Origin of the sequence: Kribbella yunnanensis (assembly GCF_039529655.1) — a bacterium.
GTDB classification, from domain to species: Bacteria; Actinomycetota; Actinomycetes; order Propionibacteriales; family Kribbellaceae; genus Kribbella; species Kribbella yunnanensis.
This window is the reverse complement of the sequence record NZ_BAAANF010000017.1, coordinates 191962-208803: the sequence shown is the minus strand read 5'-3', so window position 1 is coordinate 208803 and position 16842 is coordinate 191962. Positions and strand designations below refer to the sequence as shown.

Annotated in this window: 14 protein-coding genes and 1 tRNA gene; 9 read left to right on the top strand and 6 right to left on the bottom strand. The window is 67.1% G+C overall.

The features are described from left to right. Positions 1-45: 45 nt before the first annotated feature. The 4 genes from ABD231_RS24425 to ABD231_RS24410 all read left to right on the top strand — a co-directional run bounded on the left by ABD231_RS24425 (position 46) and on the right by ABD231_RS24410 (position 5221). Positions 46-1221 (top strand): MFS transporter, encoded by a 1176-nt coding sequence (locus tag ABD231_RS24425; protein ID WP_344156349.1) that lies wholly within the window; start codon positions 46-48, stop codon positions 1219-1221. Between the two features lie 20 nt (positions 1222-1241). Then, positions 1242-1317, top strand: a tRNA-Thr gene (locus ABD231_RS24420). Positions 1318-1682: 365 nt separating this feature from the next. After that, positions 1683-2663, top strand: a complete 981-nt coding sequence (locus ABD231_RS24415) for an AAA family ATPase (RefSeq protein WP_344156347.1) — start codon at positions 1683-1685, stop codon at positions 2661-2663. A gap of 17 nt (positions 2664-2680) precedes the next feature. Next, on the top strand, positions 2681-5221 hold the full coding sequence (locus ABD231_RS24410; RefSeq protein WP_344156345.1) for a S8 family peptidase: 2541 nt from the start codon (positions 2681-2683) through the stop codon (positions 5219-5221). A gap of 220 nt (positions 5222-5441) precedes the next feature. Here the strand turns inward: ABD231_RS24410 and ABD231_RS24405 are convergent, their stop codons facing one another. After that, positions 5442-6860: a hypothetical protein gene (locus ABD231_RS24405; protein WP_344156342.1), complete on the bottom strand. Its 1419-nt coding sequence runs from the start codon at positions 6858-6860 to the stop codon at positions 5442-5444. A 268-nt stretch (positions 6861-7128) separates the two neighbouring features. Here ABD231_RS24405 and ABD231_RS24400 point away from each other — a divergent pair, with 268 nt between their 5' ends. Continuing rightward, positions 7129-9531: a tetratricopeptide repeat protein gene (locus ABD231_RS24400; RefSeq protein ID WP_344156339.1), complete on the top strand. Its 2403-nt coding sequence runs from the start codon at positions 7129-7131 to the stop codon at positions 9529-9531. Here the strand turns inward: ABD231_RS24400 and ABD231_RS24395 are convergent. Further along, complete coding sequence (locus ABD231_RS24395) at positions 9528-9938, bottom strand: hypothetical protein (RefSeq protein ID WP_344156336.1); 411 nt, start codon at positions 9936-9938, stop codon at positions 9528-9530. The genes ABD231_RS24400 and ABD231_RS24395 overlap by 4 nt on opposite strands. 44 nt (positions 9939-9982) lie before the next feature. Next, positions 9983-10396 carry a hypothetical protein gene (locus ABD231_RS24390; protein WP_344156333.1) on the bottom strand — a complete coding sequence of 138 codons (414 nt, stop codon included), beginning with the start codon at positions 10394-10396 and terminating at the stop codon, positions 9983-9985. A gap of 195 nt (positions 10397-10591) precedes the next feature. Between ABD231_RS24390 and ABD231_RS24385 the strand changes: the two genes are divergently transcribed. Next, on the top strand, positions 10592-11017 hold the full coding sequence (locus ABD231_RS24385) for a hypothetical protein (RefSeq protein ID WP_344156330.1): 426 nt from the start codon (positions 10592-10594) through the stop codon (positions 11015-11017). A gap of 9 nt (positions 11018-11026) precedes the next feature. Here ABD231_RS24385 and ABD231_RS24380 read toward each other — a convergent pair whose 3' ends face one another. The 3 genes from ABD231_RS24380 to ABD231_RS24370 all read right to left on the bottom strand — a co-directional run bounded on the left by ABD231_RS24380 (position 11027) and on the right by ABD231_RS24370 (position 13841). Further along, positions 11027-11752 (bottom strand): helix-turn-helix domain-containing protein, encoded by a 726-nt coding sequence (locus tag ABD231_RS24380; protein ID WP_344156327.1) that lies wholly within the window; start codon positions 11750-11752, stop codon positions 11027-11029. 120 nt (positions 11753-11872) lie between these two features. Then, positions 11873-13024, bottom strand: coding sequence for a serine hydrolase domain-containing protein (locus ABD231_RS24375; RefSeq protein ID WP_344156324.1), 1152 nt, complete (start codon positions 13022-13024; stop codon positions 11873-11875). Between the two features lie 277 nt (positions 13025-13301). Beyond that, on the bottom strand, positions 13302-13841 hold the full coding sequence (locus ABD231_RS24370) for a hypothetical protein (protein ID WP_344156321.1): 540 nt from the start codon (positions 13839-13841) through the stop codon (positions 13302-13304). A 164-nt stretch (positions 13842-14005) separates the two neighbouring features. Between ABD231_RS24370 and ABD231_RS24365 the strand changes: the two genes are divergently transcribed. From ABD231_RS24365 to ABD231_RS24355, 3 genes are read left to right on the top strand one after another with little or no spacing between them, the layout of a single operon-like run. After that, positions 14006-15130 carry a cytochrome P450 gene (locus ABD231_RS24365; protein WP_344156318.1) on the top strand — a complete coding sequence of 375 codons (1125 nt, stop codon included), beginning with the start codon at positions 14006-14008 and terminating at the stop codon, positions 15128-15130. A 23-nt stretch (positions 15131-15153) separates the two neighbouring features. Next, complete coding sequence (locus tag ABD231_RS24360) at positions 15154-15762, top strand: hypothetical protein (RefSeq protein ID WP_344156315.1); 609 nt, start codon at positions 15154-15156, stop codon at positions 15760-15762. Between the two features lie 54 nt (positions 15763-15816). Beyond that, entirely contained in the window at positions 15817-16809 is a 993-nt protein-coding gene (locus ABD231_RS24355) for an expansin EXLX1 family cellulose-binding protein (protein WP_344156312.1), read from the top strand. Positions 16810-16842 lie beyond the last annotated feature (33 nt).

The following is a 16842-nucleotide window of genomic DNA, read 5'->3' as shown; positions in this document are numbered from 1 at the left end:
CGATTCCGTCGTACAGTGCCGCATCGGTTTCGGGAGGAGCTCGGGATGAGTCGCTGGTCCGCCATCGTCGGCTATTCACTGGTCGGCGCCGCCACCCAACTCGTCTGGCTCAACTTCGCCGGCGTCACCACCGTCGCCGCCACCCACTACAACGTCTCCGAGACCGCCATCGGCTGGCTGGCCCAGGTCTTCCCCCTCCTGTACGTCGTCCTCTCCATCCCCTGCGGCCTCGCGCTGGACCGCTGGTTCCGCCCCGCCCTGCTCGCCGGCGCCTTGTTGACGGCGCTTGGCGCTTTGGTGCGGCTCGGCGGCGACCACTTCGCCTGGCTCCTGGCCGGCCAACTCATCGCCTCAATAGCCCAGCCCCTGGTCCTCAACGCCGTCACCGGCATCACCGGCCGCTACTTAGAGGAGAAGGATCGCCCCACCGGTATCGCCATCGGCACCGCCAGCATCTTCGCCGGCATGGTCCTGGCCTTCCTCCTGTCAGCCGTCTTCCCCACCGCGGCCTCTTTGCACACCATGCTGCTAATCACCGCAGCCTTCTGCGTCCTGTCGACGCTGTTCCTGGCCGCCACCCTCCGCACGCCAGGCCCCCACGCCCCCGCGGCTCCCGCCGTACCCCAAGCCATCTTCACCGCCCTACGCACAGCCTGGTCAGACCCCCTGATCCGCCGCCTCTGCGTCCTGGCCGTCTTCCCCTTCGGCGTCTTCGTTGCCCTAAGCACCTTCGCCCAACCCCTGCTGGAACCCGCCGGCGTAACCTCCACCACCGCCAGCCTCATCCTGCTCCTCAACGTCATAGCCGGCGTCCTAGGCAGCGCCCTCCTCCCCATCTACGCCGCCCGCCACCACGCCGAGTCCCCCTACCTGGTCACCAGCCTGACCACCACCGCCATCGCCTGCCTCTTCCTAGCCTTCCTCCCCAGCACCCCCGTAGCCCTGATCACCATCACCCTCATCGGCCTACTCCTCCTCCCAGCCCTCCCCATAGTCCTAGAACTAGTAGAACGCCGCTCAACAGACGCCGAAGGCACCGCAGCCGGCCTCATCTGGCTCTCCGGCAACCTAGGCGGCCTCCTAGCCGCCACCGCAGTAGGCCTCCTCGTAAACCACCCCCGCCCCGCCTTCTTGCTGTTGGCCCTCCTCCCCCTGATCGCCCTCCCCGGCGCCCACACCCTCCGCCACCACCTGCAAACCCCAGCCCCCACCACCCGCTAAACTGTCTCCCGCACCACCCCGCCGACGTGGCGCAACTGGCAGCGCACCGCTCTTGTAAAGCGGTGGTTAGGGGTTCGAGTCCCCTCGTCGGCTCCAAAGAAGTAGAAAAGGCAAAAGGGAAAGACCTTCCCCGCGTGCTACGCAGTCACTCCTCCGTCGCGCCAGCTACGCGCGCACCCGCCCACCCTTAACTTCCTCCGGGCTACCGCCCGGACTTGCGGGCTACCGCCCGCAAGCGACAGCCCGGGGCTGGGGTCCTTCGACCAAGTACTGCCGTCACGGCGCAATGATTGCGACTGCCGCAGCAGGTCGGCCCGAAGTGGCCGTTTTCGCGGGGCACGACGTCTTTGTGAGCCGGGTGTGATGAGGAACCGCCGCTGAAGGGGTAGGGGAGGCCCCGCCAGACGGCTATCGTCAATCATGGAAGCATGTCCGCGTCCGCGCGAGGGAGGTGACGACGCATGGCAACGGCAGATCAGGTCAAGGCGCTAGTGAAGAGCCATGCCGATGGTGACGACACCAGGTTTTACAGCGTCGCGCTCCAGGTTGCCGCCGGCGCGGCTCGCAACGGGCAGAATCGCTTCGCGCAGGACCTCCGCGATCTGGTGGACGATCTGCGATCACGGCAAGGTTCAGGCCCTGCCGGGCGCGTCGTACCGGTGGCACAACCTCGCGGCGAGCTTTCTCAGCTGCTCACCGTGGTCTACCCGGACAGCCTGCTCACCGACCTGTCCTTGGACGAGAGCGTTCAGGCGCGCCTCCAACGAGTGCTGTTGGAGCAACGTCAAGGTGACCGGCTGCGGTCTCGCGGTTTCTCTCCACTTCGGCGGCTACTGCTCGTCGGACCGCCGGGGACCGGCAAGACCATGTCGGCCCACATGCTGGCCGGTGAGCTCCGGCTCCCGCTTTTCGTCATCCGTCTCGATGGCTTGATCACGAAGTTCATGGGCGAGACGGCCGCCAAGCTGCGCCTGGTTTTCGACGCACTGTCGGAGACCCGCGGCGTCTACCTGTTCGACGAGGTCGACGCCTTGGCCGGAGAACGCGCAGCCGCCAACGATGTCGGCGAGATCCGCCGGGTGCTGAACTCGTACCTGCAGTTCCTGGAGATGGACGACTCCGACAGTCTGATCGTCGCCGCGACGAACCATCCGCAACTACTCGACCGGGCTGTCTTCCGGCGCTTCGATTCCCTCATCGAATATCCGCTGCCGAACGACGACGTCATCCGAACCATGATCCAGAACCGGCTGGCTGGTGTTTCCACCGGCCGGCTGGCCTGGCCGAAGATCGTCGAAGCAGCGTCCGGTCTGAGCCACGGCGAAATCACAGCTGCTACAGAGGTCGCGGCAAAGGAAGCTATCCTTGGCGATCAGGGTCAGGTCTCCACCGCGACCCTGCGCGACGCCCTGCTGGAGCGCCGTATCGATGCCATGACCTGACTTCGACCGAGGACTCGATGCTGGATCGCGACAAGCCACACCTGCTCATCCAGCGTTCTGCCCAGTCGACCGAGTACCAACCGCCCAGCCGAGCGGTGTCACCAGCCACTCCCGTAGTTCCGGCGGACCGTCAGGGACACGGGAGCCGCCTGCGAGGCGAGCTTGAGCTGGTCGAGCGAGCAGCGGATCGGCAGGAGCGCCCGATCTCGATCGAGGGAGCGGTAGAAGGCGTCTACGCGACCTTTGAGAGCTTTCCGGGCGTCCGGCTCGCGCTGGAGAGCCTCGACCCGCGTCAGGGAACCACGCACCCAGAGCTCATGTCGGTCCAGGAGTCGCGGGCCGCGGACGGTTCGACGACCGAGCGAGCGACCGTGTTCATACCCCAGGGCACTGTCGACTATTTCCTCCGTCGAGTGACTTCCTACCTCGAGACAGCTGACGAGTCGAGCCCCAAGAACCGGAAGCTCATCGACCCGATCCAGTCGGTCAGAACGGCTACGATCGCAGCTTTGTGGACCGACCCACCCGCCGACTTCCCCGGCCCGGGCGAGCGGGTGTGGTGGGAGGTATGGCTGCGCAAGCGTGATGGTCAAGAAGCTCAACGTCTACAGGCGTTCGCGGCTGCGTCCGGCCTCAGGATGGGTCGTCAAAGCCTCGGTTTCGGCGATCGCACCGTGGCGCTCCTGGAGGCGACCCGAGAGCAGCTGAGCCTGGCGATCGACGTACTCGACGATCTCGCGGAGCTCCGGTGCCCGTCGCAACCCGCGCAGTTCCTCGCCGGCTGTGATGCCCGAGAGCAGGAGGAGTGGGTGGCCGAGCTGGCGAGCCGGTTGAACCCCGCCGGTGCGGACGCGCCCGCGGTCTGCATCGTCGACAGTGGCGTGTTCCGCGAGCATCCGCTCATCGAGGGATCCTTGAGCCCGAGCGACTGCCACGCGGCCGACGCCTCGTGGCCAGTTCACGACGATCGGGGGCACGGTACGGAGATGGCCGGTCTGGCGCTGTACGACGACCTGGGCGAAGCCCTGGCCTCCCAACAGCAGATTCATCTGCGCCATCGGCTCGAGTCGGCCAAGCTCCTTCCTCCGCCGCCTGGCGAGAACGCACCCGACCTGTACGGCGCTCTGACCGCGGCGGCAGCGAGCACTGTCGAGATCGAGGCGCCATTCCGGTCACGTGTGTTCTCGCTTGCCGTGACAGCGCCGACGACCGAGGATCCTGAATCGCCAGAAGCAGCATTCGGTCAGCCGACCGCGTGGTCTGCGACGCTGGATGCTCTCGCGGCGGGTCGAAGCGTCATCACCGACGACAAGGGCCTCGTCTTCCTCGATGACGGCGCGGACAATGCCCGCCGACTGTTCGTGGTATCTGCGGGCAACATCCACAGGTGGGAGTCAGACCACCTGACGCGCAGCGACCTCTCACCGGTGCAGGACCCGGCGCACGCCTGGAACGCGCTCACCGTCGGCGCCTACACGGAGCTCGACACCATGGCCGAGGCACCCCCAGGGTTCGCCGGCTGGGCGCCCGTCGCAGCGCGAGGTGAGCTGTCGCCGTTCAGTCGAACGTCTGTGCCCTTCAGCCGGATGTGGCCGGTCAAGCCCGACGTGGTACTGGAGGGCGGCAACCTCGCACGGTCCCCCGACGGTACCGACTTCGACACGCCACCCAACCTGCAACTGCTGACCACTTCAGCTCCGCTTCGAGGAAACCGGCTGCTCACAGTCACCGCAGCCACCAGCGCGGCAACCGCGCAAGGTGCAGCACTCGCTGTTGGTGTTCAGTCCGACTACCCCAGCCTGTGGCCTGAAGCGGTCAGAGCCTTGGTCGTGCACTCGGCCGAATGGACCCCCGCCATGCTGAGCCGTTTCCAGGGCGAGTCCCGGAAGCGAGGCCGGGCGGCGCTGCTCCGACGTTACGGCATGGGAGTGCCGAGTCTTGCCCGAGCGGCTCGCAGCGCAGGCGATGCGCTGACGCTGATCACACAGGACGTCATTCACCCCTTCACGAGCGGCAAGATGCGCGAGATCCACTTCCACAACCTGCCGTGGCCCAGCGACATCCTGGCGGACCTCGGCTCAACACAGGTCCGTCTCAGGGTCACGCTGTCCTACTTCATCGAGCCGAACCCCGGGCGGCGCGGATGGCAACGGCGCTACAGCTACGCATCCCACGGTCTGCGCTTCGACGTACGGCGAGCAGCCGAGTCGAACGCGGACTTCGAGAAGCGGATCAACCAGAAGGCCGTGGCCGAGGAGGAACGACGTCCCGCCTCGATCGGCGAGTCAGGAGAATGGTTCTTCGGCAGCGACCAGCAGCGCGCGCCGGGGTCACTGCACACGGACATCTGGACAGGTAACGCAGCCGACCTCGCTCAGCGCGGCGCCTTGGCAGTCTTTCCGGTCACGGGCTGGTGGAAGGAGAACCCGACGCGTGACCGCAGCGACAACGGCGCGCGGTACGCCTTGGTCGTGTCGATCCAAACCCCTCGGGAAGACGTTGACATCTGGTCACCGGTCGCCCAGCAGATCGGGGTGCCGACCGAGGTCGCGATCTGACCAACAGCGGCTACCGCTCAGAGAACTACAGGGAAAGACCATCCCCGCGTGCTACGCAGCCGCTCACCGCTTGACACCCTCAAACCCTGGGATGCCTCCGTCTCGCCAGCTATGCGCGCACCGCCCGCCCTTAGACCCCCTCCGGGCTACCGCCCGGAATCTGCGGGCTACCGCCCGCAACCGACAGCCCGGGGCCGGCGTCGCGCCACGATGTTCCGCCTCAGTTCAGCTGCTGGACGATGGCTGGGACCAATGATTCGAGCTTGGCCAGTACGGCTGCGTCTTCGGGGGCTGGTGTCGGCCCTTCCTTGGTCGTGAAGAAGTCGTACTCGATGGAGAGCTGACTTTTCTCACCCAGGCCGATCCGGAAGACGTGGCTGTCACCGTAACCGCGGCTCTGCTCGGCGGGGCGTCCGGCGATGGTGAGCGCCCGCTGCGGCTCGGCCTGGAAGGTGTCGCCTGAGCTGCTGATCACCAGCTTCAGGCGTTCGCCGCCCTCGAGGAAATGGCAGCGGTGCCCGGCGACCACCGGCTTCAGTCGCTCGCCGAACCGCTCGCGCACCGGACCGGCTGCGATCGCGCACAGCACATGAGGGTCGGACTGCGCCTTGGAGTGGAGCTCGGCAGCCTTCGGTCTGGCTGCGGAGGTGTACGGCTCGCAATCCTTGAAGTCCACACGGAACTCGACAAACGCACATCCACCAGGAGCGGCCTGCCCCGGCTCGTTCGGACGAAGGTACAGCGGCGCTTGGACCCGGCTGGGTGGTCGCGGCGTGCGGAGCAGACCGGCCACGGTGGCGGCGAGCTTCGTCGCTTCCGGGCAGGTCGGAGCTGCCAGGACGATGCGTTGGAAGGTCGGACGGGGTCGCTGCAGTCCGGTTGGCCCCTGATCCATCGTGAGCACGCACTCAGCGCCCGACGACTTCAGTCCAGCGGTCCGGTCTGCGATCGTCACCCGCTCGCGGTAGTCCTTGGGATCGAACGCAACCACGTCGTACTGCAACTGAAGCCGAGCCTTACCGATCGCCTCACACCGATCCAACGCCTGAGGGTACGGCGACCGCTCCATACTGAGCGCTCGTCCCAGCAGGCCACACGCATCCCATCGACCCGGCCCGGTTTCAGCCGGTTTCTCGAGCAGCGGAATGGCGGCTGCGGCGAAGGCGCGGACCTGACCGCACTTCACCTTGGTGGGCTGCTGTGCACCGCGATCTGCGAACTTGATCGCGAACTGGAAGCTGACCGGGACAACCAGTTCGCAGTTTCCGTTCTGCAGCAGGTAGCCGACCGCCCCGCCGAAGACCAGCCGCTCGCGACCCCGCCACCGCTCGTACCCGAGAAACGGAGTCAGCAGGTCGACTTGCACCGATCCCGCCCGGTCGTCCCGGACCACGCAGGTCGACGGCGATGGCTGCGTGAACGGTTGGCCGGCCGCGAAGCCAGGCGCTTCGGCGCGCGCCGGGTCGATGAGCATGCAGGCATCGATGCGACTCAGCGCAGCCAGCACCGTGCCGAGATCGCGATCCGGATTCGGCGGCACCACAGACCGCTTCGGCCCAGGGGACGACGCGTCTCCCGTGCTGCAACTGCCGACGACGAGCAGTGCCATCACCACAACGATCCGGGCCAGCGCGCGCATGGCCGCGAACGTAGCAGCAACAAGGGCTACGAACGGGTCAGGTCGCGAGCCAGACTCCCCGCCTCACTCAGCCCCGATCGGCCACCCTGGCTCATCAATCCTCCAGCCAGGAATACTCAGACGAACAATACTATCGTCAACCTGAGTTCGTTCCTGGTTGCACCAATCATGGCTCCCACCCTGGTCGGTGGGGACCCGTGAGTCTTGGAGAAATCGGCGGGCTCGCTCGACCGCCGCTGGGGCGGGAGTGGCCGACTAGTATTCGGTGGTGGCCGTCCTTGGGGAGCCGCCGGGGGCTGGCGGTGTGCGAACGCTGGACGAGCTCAGCTCTCGGTTGCGGGCGTTGCAGGGGTGGTCCGGTTTGTCGTACCGGGAGATCCATCGGCGGGTGGTGCTGTCCAGGCAGGCGCGCGGGGTTGCGGAGGTGCCTGCTTTCAACACGGTGTACCGGTGCCTGGCGGCTGGACGGCGCCGGCTCGATGTCGAGCTGGTGGTCGACATTGCTCGTGCTCTGGTCGGGGACGAGTCACGGGTCGCGGAGTGGCGGCAGGCGTATCAGGTGGCGGCGGGGTTGGCGGCTGAGGCTGCTGTGGTTCGGATCGAGGACCTGGGCGAACCCGAGGCGGGCGACGTCTTCATCGGCCGTTCTGCTGCGCTCGCAACAGCATTGAGCGCACTGGACGGCGGTCGTCGCGTGCTGTTGATCGACGGGATGGCTGGGGTTGGTAAGACGATGCTGGCTCGCCAGGTGCTGCGTCGACTGCCTGCTGCCGAGCTGCAGTTCTGTGTGAACCTGCGCGGGTATGACCCGGACCGGCCGCCGGCTGATCCGGCGGCTGTGCTGGAAGGGTTCCTGCGTCGCCTCGGCGTGCCGGGTAGCCGGATCCACGGGCTTGATCTGGCGGCCCGGTCGGCGTTGTTCCGCGAGCTGACCGGCAACCGCAAGGCCGTCGTACTGCTCGACAATGCGGCGTCCGACGACCAGCTCGAACCGTTGATCGCGGACGGGCCTGCGTGCGTCACGGTGGTGACCAGCCGTCGCAGGCTGAGCGGAGACCGGCGAATCTGCCTGGAGGTCTTCGGGGCTGAGGAGTCGCTGGCCTATCTCCGGCAAGCGGCCGGTGCGGTCGTGGACGAGGACGAGGCATCGGCGGCTCGCATTGCCGGGTTGCTGGGGCACCTGCCGCTGGCACTGGCGGTGCTGGCCGGCCGGATCAGATCACAACCCGGTTGGACACTCCGGGACCATCTGGAGCGCCTTCTCGAACACCGCGCCGGACTGCGACTCGAGAGTGGGGTAGCAGCCTCGCTGGATCTGTCGTATCAGGCACTGCCGATTCCGGCCCGTCGGATGCTCCGGCTGCTGGCACTGCACCCGGGACGTGACTTCGACGCGGATGCCGGTGCAGCGCTCGCAGGTGTGCCGGTGAGCACGGCGATCGAGCTGATGACGCTTCTGGTCCAGATGCACCTGCTCGAGAACAGTGGCGTGGGCAGGTACGAGCTGCACGATCTCGTCCGGGTGCTCGCCAACGATCGGGCCCGCGACGAAGACCCACCATCGGTACGGCGTTCTGCGCTCGACGGGTTGTTTGACCACTACCGCCGTACGGTCGCATCGGCCGCGGTCGCGTATGCGCCACATGACCGGGAACGCGTCGAGCTCACCCAGCAGGCGGGCCAGTCGGAAAGACAGTTCGGCGATCGGGACGAGGGCCGCGACTGGCTCGATGCCGAGCGCCACAACCTCATCGCGACGGCGCTCTACGCGGCCGAGCACAACCGGGGTGACTACGCGGTCGCGTTGTCGAGCCTGCTCAGCTACTACCTCGTCACGGCGAGCCTGTTCGGCGGCGCGGAGATCCTGTACCTGACCGCGATCCGCTGTGCCAGCGACGATCGCGAGCGCGGTCGCTCGTACAACAACCTCGGCACGGTCTATTGGCGACTCGGCCGGTACGCCGACGGGCGGGCGTCGTACCAGGAGGCCCTCGAGTTCGCCCGCCGGGCCGGTAACCGGGTCGGCGAAGCGAGCGGGTTGACGAACGTTGCCCTCGGCCACTACCGGCTCGGGGACTACCTGCCTGCGCTGGAGTGTCAGCGGCAGGCCCAGGAGCTGTTCGAGGCCGAGAACAACCTCAACGGCACCACCACCGCGCTGGCCGGGCAGGGCTGGGCGCTGCTGCGCCTCGATCGCCCCGAGGAAGCACTGGAACGCTTCGAGCTTGGCCTGGAGCTCAGCCGCAAGCTCGGTACCGAGACCTTCGAAGAATCGTTCGCGCTCGTCAACGTGGCCTCGGCACACGAGGCACTCGGTCGGCTGACCGAGGCCGAGGCCGGTTACCGACAGGCCCACGCCCTCGCCCAGCGGCTCGGCTTCGCCAACGGCGAGAGCGACGGCCTGAACGGGCTCGGCCGACTGCACGTCGCGGCTGGCCGAGCCGAGCAGGCCATCGAGTTCCACCAGCAGGCGCTGGATCTCGCGGTCCGCCTCGGCAGCAGACCGGTCGTCATCGAGGTCCGCAACGACTACGGACACGCCCTCCGGGCTGCGGGCCGGACTGCTGAGGCGATCGAGCAGCACAGCATCGCTCTCCAGGACGCCAAGAACATCGACGACCGTTATGAGCAGGAGCGTGCCTCAGCAGCCCTCGCCGCGATCGACAGTTAACAGAGCGAGCCGTACTCAGTCCCGTACCACGGCGACCACCCTGTGTACTTGCGCTTCACGTCGTCCTTGAGTTCGTACAACCTGAACCGGACGCACTTGCCTTCCTGATGGTCGAACAAGCAGAGCGCCCAGCCTTCGGCGGCAGGCATCGCCTTGCATTCCACGTTCTTGCCGTAGTTCGTCTGCACGTGCACCACCGCCGCCCAGCCGTTGGCTTCGCGATCGATGATCCACTGGTCGTCGCCTTCCCACTGGAAGCACGTGGAAGCGTATTCGGAGTTCAGGCACTTCACCTGGCTGTACGGCGGTTCGTCCGCCATCGGCGACGCCGAAGCCGCGGTGGCGCCGCCGACCATCAGCAGGGCAACTCCGGCGAAGACACCGAGAGTGCGGGAGAGCAAAGTCATGGAGGGGACCTTTCACTGAACGGGAGTCGGTAGGCAGTCAGGAGTCACGTGTCGAAGCCACATTCGTTGCCGGTGGAGGTGCTGTAGAACAACGACCAGTTGGAGACTCGGTTGGTCGAGACACCCGTGCGCTCCACCAGCCGGAAGCGCACGCACTTCTTCTCCTCGTGGTCGTAGCCGCACTCCCGCCAGCCGTCCGCGGCGGCCGGAGCGGCGCACTCGCGGAACTTGCCGTAGTTGGTCTCGACCTCGACGATCGTGGTCCAGCCGTTCGGGTCCAGGTCCCGCACCCATTGATCGTCGCCCTCCCACTCGTAGCAGGTCTGCCCGAACGACGTCATGAAGTACCGGCAGCCCGACGGCGGGCTGATCGCGGCAGCGGCCGGAGTCGCGGTGACGGCTGCACCGCCGAGCGTGACCAGGGCGAAGGTAACGACGGCAGCGGCGAAGCGGAGCATCGACAGTCCTTTCGGCAGGGGTTCTGGCCCGAGAATGGCTGCTCCGGGCAGCCCGATGGCCGATTTCGAACGAAGTCGAACAGCACTTCCGGCCCACGCCGCCCGTCCGCTATTCCCCGGCGGGAATTGAGGCCGGACGGCGGGATGCCAGAGGATCTTTCACAGCCGAGAAGTCCCGTGGAGCAAGGAGAAATCATGTCGGACAGCAGGACTGCCGAGCTGGTCGCGCGGTACGTCGGAATCTGGGGCGAAGCGGACGCCGAGCAGCGGCGCACGACGATCGAGGAGCTGTGGATCGAGGGCGGCAAGCATTACCTCGACCCGCCTGCGGAGTTCCGGACGGTGGCCGGCGGGCTCGGGTTCGGGTTCGCGGCGAGCACCCTGAAGGCGACCGGGTACGACGAGTTGGAGGCCCGGGTCGCGCGCAGTTACCAGGAGTTCGTGGCCGGTGGGGAGTACGCGTTCCGGGCGCGGGACAACGCCGTACGGCTGAATGATGTCGTCAAGTTCAGCTGGGAGATGGTGGCGACCGCCAACGGTGAGGTCGTGGGCGAAGGCCTGGAAGTGCTGCAGGTGGACGCTGACGGGCGGATCGTCGCGGACTACCAGTTTCCGGGCTGACCGGAGCCTTCAGCTGGTGAGCAGGGCGGCCGTGGCTTCGTCAGCGGGCAGGAAGGCCTCCAGCTTGAGCTCGGCGACGGTGACGTCGAGAGCGGTCGCGAAAGTGGTGATGGTGGTGGTCAGATGCAGGTCACCCCTGGGCGTGCGGAGCTGCAGGGGGGCTGCGAAACCTACATGCTCGGGCCCTGGTTCGACGTACGGGACGTAGGCGGCCAGTTCGTCGCGGAAATCGCCGGGCGGCAGCCGATCGAGGATGTGCTGGGCCCAGGACGAGAGGTTGACGATGCGCGGAGCGACCCCGTCGGGATGCAGCGACAGGCGCAGGACGTTGATCGGCGGCTCGAGCAGCTTGCCGGCGACTCCGTCGGTGAACAGGCTGAAGGCCTCGTTCGCGAGCAGCAGGTCGTGGTTGGCGTCGACCACGATGGCCGGGTACGGCAGGTGCCCGGTGAGGATGTGATCGAGCGCCGAGCAGACAGGCCGCAGAGCCGCGTCGCCGATGGCCGTCTGTGGATAGACAGGAGCGAAGCCGGCCAGGTGCAGGAGGTCGTTGCGGTCGCGCAAGGGCAGCTCCATCGCCTCGGCCAGGCGGACGACGAGAGCACGGCCGGGGGTCGAACGGCCGGACTCGAGGAAGCTGACATGTCGCTGGGTGGTCCCGGCGCGGAGCGCGAGCTCGAGTTGGCTGATGCGCCGGGCACGGCGAGTGGTCTTGAGAGCCTGGGAGAAGTCCACCTCCCCAGTCTGCCGTCCGAGCGGGCCGAGCCGAGTATGGCCGAAGGCCAACGCCGACCGGGAGTCAGCAGAAGAGCCGCGAGGATCACCGTTGTGATCCTCGCGGCCCGTGGCGCTGATTCAGCTACCTGACTTCACCGCTGCTGCGGCGATGGCGCAGGGGTGGGTGCCGGACTTGATCTGGCTGTTCGCCACCAGCGAGACCTCGATGTTGCCCGGGAACTTGGCGTGGCAGGTGACGGTCGAGCGACCGCCTGAGGTGTAGCCGCCGCCGTGGGCCTCTGCACCGTCTGGCAGGAAGGTGTAGACCGAGTGCGGCCGCCAGCCGAGGTCGAGCGAGTCCATCCACGAGCGCACGGTGGGCGAGACGATCGTGCCGTGCCGCAGATAGACCTGCCAGCGGACCATGTCCATCGCCGACATGTGCAGACCGCGGTAGCTCGGGCAGGCCTCGAAGTTCTTGCCCGACAGCTGGAAGAGCGAGCCGCCCGCAGCCGGGTCCGCCAGGTTGTAGGACAGCGCCGCGGTGTCCGGGTTGGACGCGAGGCAGGTGATCCACGGCAGGCCCGCCGGAGTGAACAGCTTCTCGTTGACGTAGTACAGGGTCCACTGGCTCGAGTTCGGGCCGATCCATTCCGGTACGCCGCGACCCGGGTCGGTCAGATGCCACAGCCGCGGCAGCACCACGCGGGCGTAGGAGTAGTTCGTGTTCGCGTACTTGTACGACGATCCCGCGCCGACCGGCTTGGTCATCATGAACTTGAGGCCGTCGTACAGCTGGTTCATCTTCGGCTTGTCGGCCTCGTTGGCCGGGTCGGTCTCCATCTGGCCGACCCCGGAGGTGTGACCGAGCAGGTCCCGGATCCGGAGCCGCTGCCACGACGGGTCGGCGCCGGCCCGCATGTCCGGCGGCAGGTACGGCCAGATCTGGTGGTCCGGCGTGAGCCCGGCCGCCTCGGTCACCTTGAGCAGCGCCGCCGCGACCACGTTCTTCGTCGCGCTCATGATGTCGAGCCGCGTGTACGGCGTGAAGTCGATGTCCTTGTCCAGCCGGGCCTTGCCGCCCGCCCCGGTCTTCGCCAGTACGCCGTTCTCCGCAATCGCGTAGGCGTATCCCACGGTGTTCCCCCCGCCCAGCGCCGTCTCCAGGCTCTGCGCGACCTTCGTCGTGTCCACGTCCAGGGTCGGTGTCCCGACGTTGGCCTCAGCCGTCCCCGCCCCCAGAATCGCGAACGCCGCAACCAGCGCGGCAATCATCGTCCCCTTCTTCATGACCAGCTCCTTTGTCCCCTCGCCCGCCCCTCCGGCGGCCGTGAAACAACAGTCGCAGCGCCTCCATCCCCCGCGCGTGAGGGATGATCCCTCATTCCCACCACCCACCCCCCAGGGGTAAGAAGACCTCCCCCGCGTGCTACGCAGTCGCTCCTCCGTCGCGCCAGCTACGCGCGCACCCGCCCACCCTTACTCCCCTCCGGGCTACCGCCCGGACCTGCGGGCTACCGCCCCGCGCCCGACCACCCGTGGCCGGCGTCGCGTTGCCCGCCAACGCTCAGGCGGGATCTTGCGGATAGAGCAACGGCTCGATCGCAGCGAGCACCCCGCGCAGCTCGGCAGCCCCCTGACGAACTGGCGCGCTGGCATCGAGCGCGAGGGCGCCACAGGCCTCCATCGCCTGATCCCTCTCCGAGGCGAACATCATGAAGACCGCGTTGACAGCATCGTCGATGTAGTAGCCGTGCTGATCGTCCGCCGAGGCCAACGCCTGAGCCACAATCGTGAATCCTGCCAAGTCCTTCCGTGCAAGCAACGCCTCTGCGGTCACGCGGGTGACAAATACGTTGTCAACATCGAGCACAAGGTGAAGCAGCGGCTCCTGCGATTCCGGCATCTCGGCGAAACTCGCCAAGGCACGACCAGCGTCAGCCCGATCCTGCCAATCATCACTGGCCGCAAGCTCAATCAGCGCCGCGACAACGGCGCGCCGGTGTTCCTGACCCACAGCCGCATACTTCCATTCCTCGCCACACCGAGCCGCGATCGGGGTGGGCGTGACCTTGTCGTTATTTATGCTGGCGCGGACGTCAACCATCTGGGGAGGTGAGTACTGTGCGGACTTTGCGTTATTTCCTTCAGGCGAGTCGCCGCGGCAAGAACCTTCGGGCTCGTCGCTGGGTGATCTACTACGCGGACTACTGATCGACGGGGCGGCTCGTCGGGCTTGTGGGCGGGCCGCCGCCAGTGAAGGCGAGTGCTATGGACGGCGTGGGCCCGATGTTCAGTAGTCGGCCGCTCGAGGTGCTGCGGGAGTGGGAGTCCGATCCGATCGGTGTCCGCGATCTCGGCGAGAGCGGCATCGTGGTCAGTGACCCGGTGCTGGCGCGGACGGTTCTCAAGAGCACGTCCGAGCCGTTCCACGCCGAGTCGGCGCCTTTCGGGCGGGTTCCGGGGTGGGACCCGGGTAGCGCCGAGAATCGTCCGGTCACCGCGGCGATGGGTCGGCTGCTGGACAACGTTGCTCGCGATGTCGATCCTGGCCGGCTGGTGGAGTTGCTCGAGCCGCGTGGGGTGTGGCCTGCGGCGGTTGGCGAGATGTGTCTGCAGGCGGTTGTGGCTCAGCTCTTGCCGGGGGCCGAGCGCCGGCTCGTCGTACGACTCAGTCGTGCGCTCGCCGGATCAGCGGCACTCGCTCACCCCGCTGGACGCCGTACTCGATGGCAGGCGCGCTTGACGCACAGCCAAGCCATGGCGGCTTTGTACCGGCGCGTGTCGCACAACAACGAACCGGTCGGCATCGAGCAGGTGGTCGCTGACGCGCTCGCCGACAACGACCAGGTCGCGTTGACACTGCACGGCCTCATCGGTGCGGCCTGCCGGGCCACCTCGGTCGCCATGGCGTGGGCTGTGTTGCTCAAGGCGGGCTGGACGCCCACAACCGACGTACACGATCGGCTCGGTTTCGGCTCCGAACCGGATCCGGGTGACCCAATCCGCGAGTCGCTGCGGCTCTGGCCCACCGCGTGGCTTCTCCATCGCCAGGTACGGCGGCCTGTCACGCTCGGAGCGCATGAGCTGCAACCGGGCGCGGATGTGTTCGTCTGTACCTACCTCATGCACCGATCACCAGCCACCTGGAAGAACCCGCTGCAGTATCAGCCAGAGCGCTGGATCGATCCCCCGGATGGTTATCGCGAAGGATATCTGCCGTTCGGAATCGGCCCCGCGGCCTGTGTCGGCTCAACGTTCGTCACCGAGTTGTCCACCAAACTTCTGTCAGCCCTCACCGAGCAAGGCGGCGTACAGGTGCGTCTGATCGATCGCGATCCCGACATGGGCCCCCTCTGCAGCCCACCCAGATTCACGGTGGAGCAGGTCTCATGAATCCTTGCGTCTAAGGTGGCGCAGTGGCTGAGATCGAGTGGGATCGGGTTCGCGAGTTCACGCTGGGCACGGTCGCTCGGCCGGCCACTCGCAAGCGGAACCGGATCGAGTGGGGACCGAAGGCTATTCGGGTGCCTCAGGGAGGCAAGCACGAGCGGGTCTTCACGCCGTGCGCGTACGTCGCCTCCAACGGTCGACTCAGTCTGGATCCGGAGAACGAGCAGGTGCTGTGCTCGGTCGCCGAGACGGCGGAGAACAGCTTCGAGGTGCGCGACCAAAACGCTGAACTGATCGGGACGATCACCCGAGTGCCCTCCGGCAAGCCATTGCTTCGGCCGACCTGGCGAATCGACCAGCCCGGCCGTCCGGAGATCGTCGGCCGCACCGAGTGGCTCAGCGGCCAGCCGAAGGAACTCGCGGCGAAGGCGGCGGGGCGGTTGTTCACCGGCGTACTGGACGCGGTCTTCAGCGCCGGCGCCGAAGGCGGAGACCAGGTCACCAAGGACCGGGTCCTCGAGTGGCGTGCGGACGACGAGGTCGTCATGCTCTCCGAGGGCAGCAAGTCCGTGACCGTGACAGCCGACTGGCTGGACCGTCGGCTGCTTTTCGCCTACGCCCTGATCGCAGACTGATCGGCTCGATCTGGTCGGCGGCAACCATTTTGCCGTTGGTGGCAACTGGCATGCATGAGTACAACGAAGCACGGTACGGCGCGAAAGTATCGGCGGGCCGTCGGCATCCCGCTGGCTCTGGTGGCCGTCGCCGTGGTGGTCTGTCTGGCCGCCGCCCTCCTGAGCAGGGGCAGCACCGCCGACGTATCCGTCACGGCTGCCAAGGCGAGTGCCCCGACCGACTCCAGCGCTCCGAGCGTGACGGCCGCCACCACCGCACCGACGAGTACGCCGCCGCCGGTCACAACCCCGCCGACACCGCGCCGTACTGCGAAGGCCGCCACCAAAACGCCCGCAACGACGCGCAGCCCGCGGGCGGCTTCCACCACCCCGACTCGCAGCCCGCGAACGGCTTCCACACCCCCGCGTACGACGTCCGCCGTGGGATCCCTGGCGGGACGGATCAAGCCCGCCGTCCGGTATCGCGGCGTCGCGACCGCCTACGAGGCAGCTGACGGTAATGGTGCCTGCCTCTACGGTCCGGCCCCCAACTTGATGGTGGCGGCGATGAACCACACCGACTACGAGTCGGCCAAGGCATGTGGTGCGTACGTCCTGGTTCGCGCCGCCAACGGGAAATCCATCACGGTACGGATCGTCAACGAGTGCCCGTTGCCCTGCGCACCTGGGCAGCTCGACCTCAGCCAGCAGGCCTTCGCCAAGCTCGCCAAGCTCTCCGTCGGCCGGCTCCCGATCACCTGGACGCTGCTGAGCCCCGCCCTGTCGAGCCCGATCTCCATCCGGTACAAGGTCGGGTCCAGTCAGTACTGGTGTGGCATTCAGGCGATCGGTCACCGCAACCCGTTGGCGACGCTCGAGGTCAGGACCGCCAAGGGCTGGCGCAAACTGCAGCGCACCGACTACAACTACTTCCTCTCCCCCGACGGCAGCGGATGCGGCAAAGCGATCAGGATCACCGACATCTACGGTCAGCGGCTGAGCATCGACGGGATCGCCATCAAGCCGGACGTCGCGCAGTCGACCAGGGTCCAGTTCGCCCGGCATTGACGGGTACGCTCAGGCCGATTGTTAACGCGAACA